This is a genomic window from Pseudarthrobacter sp. HLT1-3 (assembly GCF_059383535.1).
Genome location: NZ_JBWZCJ010000023.1, coordinates 67,389 through 76,493, shown reverse-complemented (window position 1 = coordinate 76,493; position 9,105 = coordinate 67,389). Strand labels below are relative to the sequence as shown.

Sequence of the window (9,105 nt, the reverse complement as noted above, 5' to 3'; positions counted from 1 at the left end):
TACCACCGCAGGCCCACCGTCCCGGGCGCCCCCAGCCACGCCGGCATCAACTACAAAGAAACCAACCAGCTGTCACCAACAGCTTGATATATACCGAACTTCCAGCGAACGCGCACGCTTCCGGCGATTTCGGGGCGGCTGAACCACCTCGTGGCAGCGACCCCGCACGCATCCGGCGACTTCGGTGCGGCTGAACCACGTCGTAGCAGCGAACGCGCACGCTTCCGGCGACTTCGGCGCGGCTGTCCTACTTCTTGGCCGTGGCCTTGCGGGCCGGGGCCTTGCGCGTCGTCGTCGTGCGCTTGACCGGGCCCTTGGCGCGCTTCTCCGCGAGGAGTTCGACGGCCTGTTCCCGGGTAAGCTCCTCCAGCGCGGTGGAACGCGGGACGGTGATGTTGGTGACGCCGTCGGTGATGTACGGGCCGAAGCGGCCCTCCTTCACCACAATGTTCTTCTCCGACACCGGATCCGGGCCGAACTCCGCCAGCGGCGGGACGGCGGCGCGGGCACCGCGCTGCTTCGGCTGGGAGTAGATTTCCAGCGCCTGCTCCAGCGTGATCGTGAAGATCTCCTCTTCCGAACCGATGGACCGGGAGTCCGTGCCCTTTTTCAGGTACGGGCCGAAGCGGCCGTTCTGCACGGTGATCGGGTTGCCTTCGGCGTCCTGGCCGAGCACGCGGGGCAAGCTCATGAGCTGCATAGCCTCGTCCAGGGTGATGGTGTCCACACTCATCGACGCGAACAGCGAACCGGTGCGGGGCTTGGCCTTCACGGGCTTCTTCGGCGGCTTGGGCTTGCCGTTCTTGTAGTACTCCACCGGCTGGTTGGCGAGCTGCTCCTCGGTCATTTCCGGAATGACCTCGGTGACGTAGGCGCCGTAGCGGCCGTTCTTGGCCACCACGGTGTGCCCGGTGTGCGGGTCCTCGCCGAGAACACGCTCTTCGGGGGCAGCGGTTTCCATCAGCTCGACGGCTTTGGCCGCGGTGAGTTCGTCCGGCGCCAGGTCCTCCGGGACGTTGGCGCGGGCGGCCTCAACCACTTCGCCGGTCTTCGGGTCGACCGTCGGGATGGAACTTTCCAGGTACGGGCCGAACTTCCCGACCCGCAGCGTGATGCCGTCGGTGATCGGGATTGAGTTGATTTCCCGGGCGTCGATCTCGCCGAGGTTGTTGACGATGCTCAGCAGGCCGGGCTCGGAATCCTCGCCGAAGTAGAAGTGCTTGAGCCAGGCCGGTCCCCGCGCCTGGCCGTTGGCGATCTTATCGAGGTCGGTCTCCATGTCGGCCGTGAACTCGTAGTCCACGTAGTCGTGGAAGTGCTGTTCCAGCAGCCGGATTACGGAGAACGCGATCCAGCTCGGGACCAGCGCGGAGCCCTGCTTCCGGACGTAGCCGCGGTCCTGGATCGTAGAGATGGTGGAGGCGTAGGTGGACGGGCGGCCGATGCCCTTCTTTTCCAGCTCGGCGGTCAGCGACGCTTCGGTGAAGCGCGGCGGCGGGGACGTTTCGTGCCCGACGGCGGCGATCTCCGAGGCGGTCAGTGCGTCGTCCTTTGCCACGTTGGGCAGCCGGCGGGCCTCCTCGGACTCGTCGTCGCCGCGGCTTTCGTCCTTGCCTTCTTCGTAGGCGGCGAGGAAGCCGGGGAAGGTGATGACGGTGCCGGAGGCCGAGAACTCGGCGTCGCGTCGTTCGCCCGGAGCACCTACAGTCACCGCGCCGAGGCGGATCGTGGCGGTGGAGCCCTTGGCATCGGCCATCTGCGAGGCGACGGTGCGCTTCCAGATCAGCTCGTAGAGGCGGAACTCGTCGCCGGACAGCAGCTTGGCCACCTGGGCCGGGGTACGGAAGGAGTCTCCGGCGGGACGGATGGCCTCGTGGGCCTCCTGCGCGTTCGCGGCCTTTCCGCTGTAGACGCGCGGGGACTCGGGGATGTATTCCGGACCGTACAGTTCGGAGGCCTGGCGCCGTGCCGCCGTGAGTGCCTCGTTGCTCAGCGCGGAGGAGTCCGTACGCATATAGGTGATGTAGCCGTTTTCGTACAGCCGCTGGGCCACCTGCATGGTGCTTTTGGAGGAGAAGCGCAGCTTGCGGCCGGCCTCCTGCTGGAGCGTCGAGGTGGTGAACGGTGCGGCGGGGCGGCGGGTGTAGGGCTTGGTATCGACGGAGCGGACGCGGAAATCGGCGTCCTGCAGTCCGGCGGCAAGGGAGGTGGCGAGTTCCTCATTGAGGTGCACGGCGTTGCGGGAAGTAAGCTCGCCGCTGTCGTTGAAGTCCCGGCCGCTGGCGACCTTGGCGCCGTCGACCATCGCGAGTTTGGCCTTGAAGGAGCCGGAACCTGCACCGAACTGGCCGGTCAGGTCCCAGTAGGAGGCTGCCTTGAAGGCCATCCGCTCACGCTCGCGGTCCACGACCATGCGGGTCACCACGGACTGCACGCGGCCGGCGGAGAGTCCGCGGGCCACCTTTCGCCACAGAACCGGGGAGATCTCATAGCCGTAGAGGCGGTCCAGCACACGGCGGGTTTCCTGCGCGTCCACCAGGTCCTGGTCCACGTCGCGCAGGTTGTCCATGGCGCGGTGGATGGCTTCCTTGGTGATTTCGCCGAAGGTCATCCGGTAGACCGGCACCTTGGGCTTGAGCACTTCGAGCAGGTGCCACGCGATTGCCTCGCCCTCGCGGTCCCCATCGGTTGCGAGATAGAGCGCGTCAGCGTCTTTGAGTTGGGCCTTGAGTTCGGCGACCTTTTTCTTCTTGTCCGGAGACACCACGTAGTACGGCTTGAAGTCGTTATCAATGTCAACGGCGAACTTGCCCACCGAGGTCTTCTTCAGTTCCGCCGGCAGTTCCGAGGGCTGCGGGAGGTCCCGGATGTGACCAATGGAGGCCTCAACAATGAAGCCCTCGCCGAGGTACTTGGCGATGGTCTTGCTCTTGGCGGGAGACTCCACAATCACGAGTTTCTTACCGGTTTTGGCCTTACTTGGCACGGTGCTCCTACAGAAAAAGGTTGCTCGGGCAGATGCGCCCATACCCGCCTAGTTCACCATATTTTGCGGATTCCCGCGCATTCAGCCTGAAACGACGGGGTCCCTGACGCGACTTGCTGGCGTAAAGAACCGTCTGCGCCGCAAGCTTTTACTCGGCCTTTTACTCGGCTCGGCCGCATCGCCCAGGAGCCCGTCAGACGGGGCCCGCGCCTGGGGTCGCGGGTGACTTTCCGGGCTTCGCCGGGGCCTGTCCGGGCATCGCCGGGGCCAGTCCGCGGTCATCCGGGATCATCGACCACATGGTCGCCATCCGCTCCGCGCCCTCGGGAACGTGGTCCGGATCCTCCAGTTCGTAGTCCCGCAATAGTTCGAAGAGCCTGCTATTGAGCTCGGCACGCTGCTCCGGCGTCAAATAAAGCAGGTTGCTGGCCAGCACGACGGAAGAGGAAGGCCCGTCCACGGTTTCGCCGCGCTGGCGCAGCTCGTCCCGGGTCTTGGCGTAGGCGTTGACACGCCGGCGGTAGGCGTCCAGTTCAAGATCCAGCACGGCGAACTCGGGACTTGCCACGCCTCCGCCGGAGTTGATGGTGAAGTCCGTGCCCGCAGCTTTCCAGCGGCGCTCCCTGGCGTCGCCCGCGGTGGCCGCCGGGACCACAATGCCCCACTTCTGCAGGGCGCGCAGGTGGTAGCTCATGGCGCTCGGCGTGAGGCCGGTCTGCGCGGCGAGTTCGGTGGCCGTCCGGCTGACCTGGGTCGAATACAGTTCGGAAATGACTTCCAGCCGGGCGGCGTGGGCCAGCGCCCGGATCGCCTTCGGGTCGGTGATTTCCACCTTCTTTTCCGCGCGCTGCCTACGTTTGGCCGCCGGAGGCACCGGTGGCTCCGCCGCTGGGTTTCCTGTACTCACCCCTCCAGTCTACCGAGCGCCGCCAAACTATGAAAGGAATGCTTGACACCTAATTCCGGGCGGGATAGTTTGCTACTCATGAAACAGGTATTTCATAACGCTCCGGGCGGATCCGTGGCTGCGCAGCCGCTCTGGCACAACCACGATTTCCTGCTCGCCAGCGGCTCCCGCTTTATCGCCACGGCAGGCATGGGCGCCGTCATCATCAGCGTTATGTTGCACCTGCAGAACCTTGCCGCCGCCGGCCAGACCCCAGTTGCAGGGCCCTGGCTCGTGGCGGCCTATCTGCTCTGCTCGGCACTCCCCCTAGTGCTGCTGGCCCCGTGGGCCGGCCGCCTGGCAGACACGAGGGATTCGCGGACGCTCGCGACGGCGTCGTCCGTGGTCAGTGCCGCGGCCGTCGGCGGCATGGGCCTGGGGATGCAGTATCTGGACAATTACCTGCCGGTGCTGTTTGCCATGACCTTCCTGCTCGACACAGCCCAGGCCGTGGCAGGGCCGACCTGGCAGGCCCTGCTGCCGAGGATTGTGGGCGAGGAGCGGACCCCGCGCGCGCTGGGCACGATGCAGGCAACCATCATGGTCGCCAGCATGGTGGGACCGGCAGCGGGAGGGCTGCTCAGCGGCTGGGGCGGATCCGGCCTGGTTTTTGCCGTGGCCAGCGGCTGCTACCTCGCGATGGCCTCGGGCGCCATGCTCATCCGGACCCGGCGCGGGACGGCCGCCGAACGGGCCGGCAAGGAGCGGCCCGCCCAGCTTGACGGACTGCGCCACCTCCGGCGGGACGGCCTGGTCTGGGCGCTGGTCATCGGCGCGCTGTTCTTCATCACCGTCGGCGAGGCGACGAACGTCCTTGAGGTGTTCCTGGCCCGCGACGAGCTCGGTGCCACCGAAATGCAGTACGGGTTGCTGGCCGCGTCGTTTGGTCTGGGGATGGCTTCCGGTGCGGCCCTGGCCAGCCGGATCAGCACCTCCGATGCCCGGCTGCGCGTGCTGCTGGTCTCGATGGCCTTGACGTCGGCTTTCCTGGGAATCATGGCTCAGGTGCCGAACATGGAACTGCTGTTCGTGGCCTATACGGCAATGGGGGCTTCCTGCGGGGTGCTGAACGCCTGCTTCGGGGCGATAGTAATCCTGCGGATCCCGGAAAGCGGCCGGGGCCAGGCGATGGCGATCATCGGAGGCCTGACCCGGGCGGTCTCCATCGGCGCCCTGGCGCTGGGCGGGCTGCTCGGCGCCCTGCTCCCGATCCGTGTCAGCTTCCTGGTGGCGGGAGTGGCCGGTGTGCTGGCGGCCCTGGCCGTCGCCGCGTACGTCCTGCCGCGGTACGGCAGCAAGGGCGCGGCCGGTCCGGTCGTCCCCGCAGCCGCCGCCGCTCCAACGCACCGGCCGGCCGCCGGCGCGTCAGCCGCCGCCGCGTCAGCCGGCGGCGCAGTGTCAGGCGGGCAGCAGGAAGCCGTCGAGGACCAGGTTTCCCACCTCGGCGAGGAGCCCGCCGCGGAAGCTTTCGGCGTCCCAGTCCTCGCCCCCGCCCAGCAGCGCCTCGAGGGCGCCGATGATCTGCCGGACGGAGAGGTCGCCGTCACACGCTGAGACAAAGCCGGCCAGCTCGGTGCTCAGCAGGTTGGTGCGGCGGAGGCCTGCGCCCTGACGCAGCAGGATCACACCGGGGTGTTCGGCGCCGGGGCGCTGGTGCCGCTCCTCGGTGACGTCGTCGGCCACGAGCAGGTGCGCGGCGGCCAGATCATGGGCGGCCAGCCAGTCGGCGCGCTCCAGGGCTGCGCCGAGGTGCGGGCCGACGGGCTGCTCGATCGGATAGGTGATCTCCTCGAAGCGCCGCAGCACCGGCGATGAGCCTTCCGCGGGACGGCGCAGCCAGATCATCCCGAAGCCGATGGCCTCGACCTCGCGGGAGGCAAAATCATCCAGGTAGGCAGCGTACGAGTCCTGATAGAGCCGCCGGTCGCGTGCCTCGGAGGCGTCCTGCAGCCACGTTTCGGCGTACTGTTCCGGGCTGACCCGCTCGCGCTGCAGGAACCAGACGTCCGCGTCGGCGTCGGCCCAGCTGCGCGGCCGCTCGTCCCAGGCCGCGCCCGTCGGGATCTCCCAGTTGCCCAGCAACTGGGCGGTTCCGGCAGGGGCGAGAACCGAGGGAAGCGCCCGGACCAGTGCGGCGACGATGTCATCGCCCGGCAGGCCGCCGTCTCGGTAGGTGAACTGGTCCGCGGTGGCCTCGCCCGGGCTGCGCGGCGTGATCACGAACGGCGGATTGGAGACCACGAGCTCAAATTCCTCGCCCTCCGCGGGGTCGAGCAGGGAGCCCCGGCGGAGACTCACGCGGGCTTCCAGATCCGCGGGGTCCAGGTGCAGCTCGCCGGCGTTGAGCAGCAGGTTGAAGCGGGTGAAGGCCAGGGCCCGGTCGGATATGTCGGTGGCGGTCACGTGCTCGGCATGGTGCAAGAGGTGGAAGGTCTGGATGCCGCAGCCGGTGCCCAGGTCCAGGGCCCGGGCCACGTGACGGCGCGCCGTGACCTGCACCAGGGTGGTGGACGCCTGCCCGATCCCGAGCACGTGGTCGTGGCGGAGCACACCGGGCCGCTGGTGGGCGGCGAGATCGCTGGCCACCCAGAGCTCCGCGCCGCCGCTGCTGACATTGCTTTCCCTCTGGGTGCTGCCCCTCTGGGCGCTGCCCCTCTGGGCGCTGTCCCCCTGGGCGCCGTCCCCGGGTATCCCCTCCCAGCCATACGGCCGCAGATCCACTTTGGCCTGAACCAGACCCTCGGCGGACGGCTCAACCAGGCCCAGCTCCAGCAGACCCGCCGTGCGGATGCCGGGCAGGGCCGCGTTGAGAGTAGCGGCAGACTGCGGCTCCGCCAGCAGCCAGAAGCGGACGACGGCGGCGAGCGCCGCCGTCGTCGCCTCACCCTTGCGGGCCGCCTCGGTGACGATCAGCGCGGGAACGAGCTGGTCGCGGCTCAGGGCACTGTGCGCTGCCGCGCCGAGCAGATCGGCGACCCCGTCCACGGTGTAGCCGATGCCGCGCAGGTCCGCGGCCAGGGATTCGAGCAGGCCGGGCAGGTCGCTGCGCGGGGCGTCGGGGGTATTGCCGGCCGTGAAATGCGTTGAGGGAGTCACCGGACAAGTTTAGTCCCGACCCGGCGGCCCGGGAGCTAGGGTGCCAGGGGTCCTAGAGATGCCTGCCGGCGTAGACCCGCAGGGCGTTCCGGACGAACGTCGCGCCGGCTTCGCCCCCGTAGTTCGCGGCGAAGCGCGGATCGGCAACGTACATCTCCCCGAGCCCGGTGACATAGCCCTTCAGGTCATTCCTCCCATCGGCTTTCCCGTCCGCGCCGCCGGCGGCGGCCGCAGCGGGTGTGCCGGGAATAGCGGTGAGCCACTCAACGTGCCGCCGGGCAAGCTCCTGCGCTTCGGCGCTGTCCGCCGCGATGCCCGACTCCGCTGCGGCGATCCAGTCGCTGCCCAGCTGGCGCGAACGCTCCTTCCAGTCCTCCTTCTCGGCCGGGTTCATCCGGCGCCACCAGGCGTCGCTTTTCGCGTAGGCGTCCTTGCCCCAGCGTTCCTCCACCTCGTCCTTGTACTGGGTGTGGTCGAAGCCGTCGAACATCTTCTCCGCCATGATTTCTCCTCCTGCTTTCAGTGCTTCAAGCGTCTGCCGGACCGAGGCGATCTGCCGCGCCAGCCGGTCCTGTTCCTGCCGCAGCCAATCCAGGTGCCGGCCCAGTGCCCGTCCGGCATCGGGCTCGTGGTCGAGGACCTCGGCGATGGCCGGCAGCCCCAGCCCGAGGTCCCGAAGGAGCAGGATGCGCTGCAGCCTGACGAGGGAGGCCTGGTCGTAGAACCGGTACCCGTTCCCGCCGGTCCGGCTGGGTTTGAGCAGGCCGATGCTGTCATAGTGACGCAACGTCCGGCTCGTGGTCCCGGCGGTCCTGGCGATCTGTTGCACCGACCAATCCACGCTGTTTCCCCTTTCCACTCCGGCACGGCCCCGTCCGTGCCGGTAATCCGATGCTAGAGCTTGACGCAACGTAAAGGTCAAGGCCCCGCACGGGGGCCAGCCGGGGAATCAGCGGCCCGGGGCAACGGCGGTAAGTTGGAGGCATGCTCTTCCTGATCCCCGGACCCCTGCGTGCCCGGACTACTCGCGCCGCACTCGGCGCCGCCGTCGTGCTGGCCGCAGCGGCGTGCTCCCCGGCCGGTTCGATCGAATCGGCGGATGTGCCGGCGTGGAAGGCCACAGCACTTCCCTCGGCCGACGGGATAGTGCTGGAGGACGCGGGGAAAATCCTCAACCGTGATCCGATCACCAAGACCGCCCCCACAATCGACCCGGGCACCTATCTCCTGACCATCAGCTGCGAGGGCGGCGGCAAGGCCTTCTTCGAGGTCTCCCTCGACGGCGCCCGGCTGACCGAAACCGGGGCGGCGTGCAACGGCAGCCGTGAGACAGCACGCATCAAGGTCCCCGCCGCCGGTGCGCTCCGGATCAGCGCCTCGAGCGTTGATGCCCCGCTCATTTATGCCTACCAGGTGGTGCCCGCCTCGTAGCAGCCGGCCGGGGCGCCGTAACCGTGGCCGCCTCGGCCGCGGTACTAGGATCGGTGCATGTCAGATGCCGGGGGGAGGCGAGGGACGGTCCGGGCTGCCCTGCTGCTGGCGGTGGCCGCCGGGGCCGCGGGACTGGCCGGCTGCGAATACGCCGACGACGCCGGGATCTCACCGGCCGCCTCCGGCACTGCCTCCCTGTCGCAACCGGCACGGGCGCCATTGCCGACCCGGGATCCGGAACTCGAGGCCGCCCAAACCCGCCATCTGTCCGAGCTCGAAGCCGTCCTCGGGACACCGGACGGGCTGCTGTTCGGCGGATCGGGCGGGATTGGTGGAACCAGCAGCGGAGGTTTTTCGACGTCGGGTATCGTCACCAGGACCGGGCAGTACAAGGTGACCGCAGCCTGCGTCGGAGCCGCGGATGCGCACCTGTCAGTCACCCAGGGCGTCAGGCAAGGCGGGACACTGCTGGAGCTTGACCTTGACTGCGGCGGAACTGCGGAGGCGCTCGTGGACCTGGAACCCGGCCGCGCGTCGGCTCACGTCGCCAGGTACGGCGGCGTCCCGGGGCCGGGGACCGGAGCCGTCGCCGGCGTCCGGATAAGCTTCAGCGGCCCCGAGCGGTAAGGACGTAGCTGGCACTTCC

General features: G+C 68.4%; 6 protein-coding genes and 1 pseudogene. 3 read left to right on the top strand and 4 right to left on the bottom strand.

The annotated features are described in order from the left end of the window. Nucleotides 1–247: 247 nt before the first annotated feature. On the bottom strand, nt 248–2,986 hold the full coding sequence (gene topA, locus AC50X9_RS17815; protein WP_494895671.1) for a type I DNA topoisomerase: 2,739 nt from the start codon (nt 2,984–2,986) through the stop codon (nt 248–250). A gap of 193 nt (nt 2,987–3,179) precedes the next feature. Then, complete coding sequence (locus AC50X9_RS17810) at nt 3,180–3,893, bottom strand: ArsR/SmtB family transcription factor (protein WP_494895670.1); 714 nt, start codon at nt 3,891–3,893, stop codon at nt 3,180–3,182. A 78-nt stretch (nt 3,894–3,971) separates the two neighbouring features. Between AC50X9_RS17810 and AC50X9_RS17805 the strand changes: the two are divergent. Beyond that, nucleotides 3,972–5,237, top strand: a pseudogene (locus tag AC50X9_RS17805) (MFS transporter); the annotation flags it as partial. Between the two features lie 93 nt (nt 5,238–5,330). On the opposite strand, the gene AC50X9_RS17800 reads toward AC50X9_RS17805, so the two are convergent. Continuing rightward, on the bottom strand, nt 5,331–7,028 hold the full coding sequence (locus tag AC50X9_RS17800; RefSeq protein WP_494895668.1) for a DUF7059 domain-containing protein: 1,698 nt from the start codon (nt 7,026–7,028) through the stop codon (nt 5,331–5,333). A gap of 52 nt (nt 7,029–7,080) precedes the next feature. Beyond that, on the bottom strand, nt 7,081–7,869 hold the full coding sequence (locus tag AC50X9_RS17795) for a MerR family transcriptional regulator (RefSeq protein ID WP_494895666.1): 789 nt from the start codon (nt 7,867–7,869) through the stop codon (nt 7,081–7,083). A 143-nt stretch (nt 7,870–8,012) separates the two neighbouring features. Here AC50X9_RS17795 and AC50X9_RS17790 point away from each other — a divergent pair, with 143 nt between their 5' ends. Together AC50X9_RS17790 and AC50X9_RS17785 are read left to right on the top strand one after the other, a co-directional pair. Beyond that, a complete protein-coding gene (locus AC50X9_RS17790) occupies nt 8,013–8,459 on the top strand; it encodes a DUF6023 family protein (RefSeq protein ID WP_494895664.1) in 447 nt (148 codons plus the stop codon). A 57-nt stretch (nt 8,460–8,516) separates the two neighbouring features. Next, nucleotides 8,517–9,086 carry a hypothetical protein gene (locus AC50X9_RS17785; protein ID WP_494895662.1) on the top strand — a complete coding sequence of 190 codons (570 nt, stop codon included), beginning with the start codon at nt 8,517–8,519 and terminating at the stop codon, nt 9,084–9,086. Nucleotides 9,087–9,105: the final 19 nt, after the last annotated feature.

Coding starts and splice junctions, on each gene's coding strand:
- AC50X9_RS17790 (WP_494895664.1), top strand. CDS start 8,013: ATGCTCTTCCTGATCCCCGGACCCCTGCGTGCCCGGACTACTCGCGCC.
- AC50X9_RS17785 (WP_494895662.1), top strand. CDS start 8,517: ATGTCAGATGCCGGGGGGAGGCGAGGGACGGTCCGGGCTGCCCTGCTG.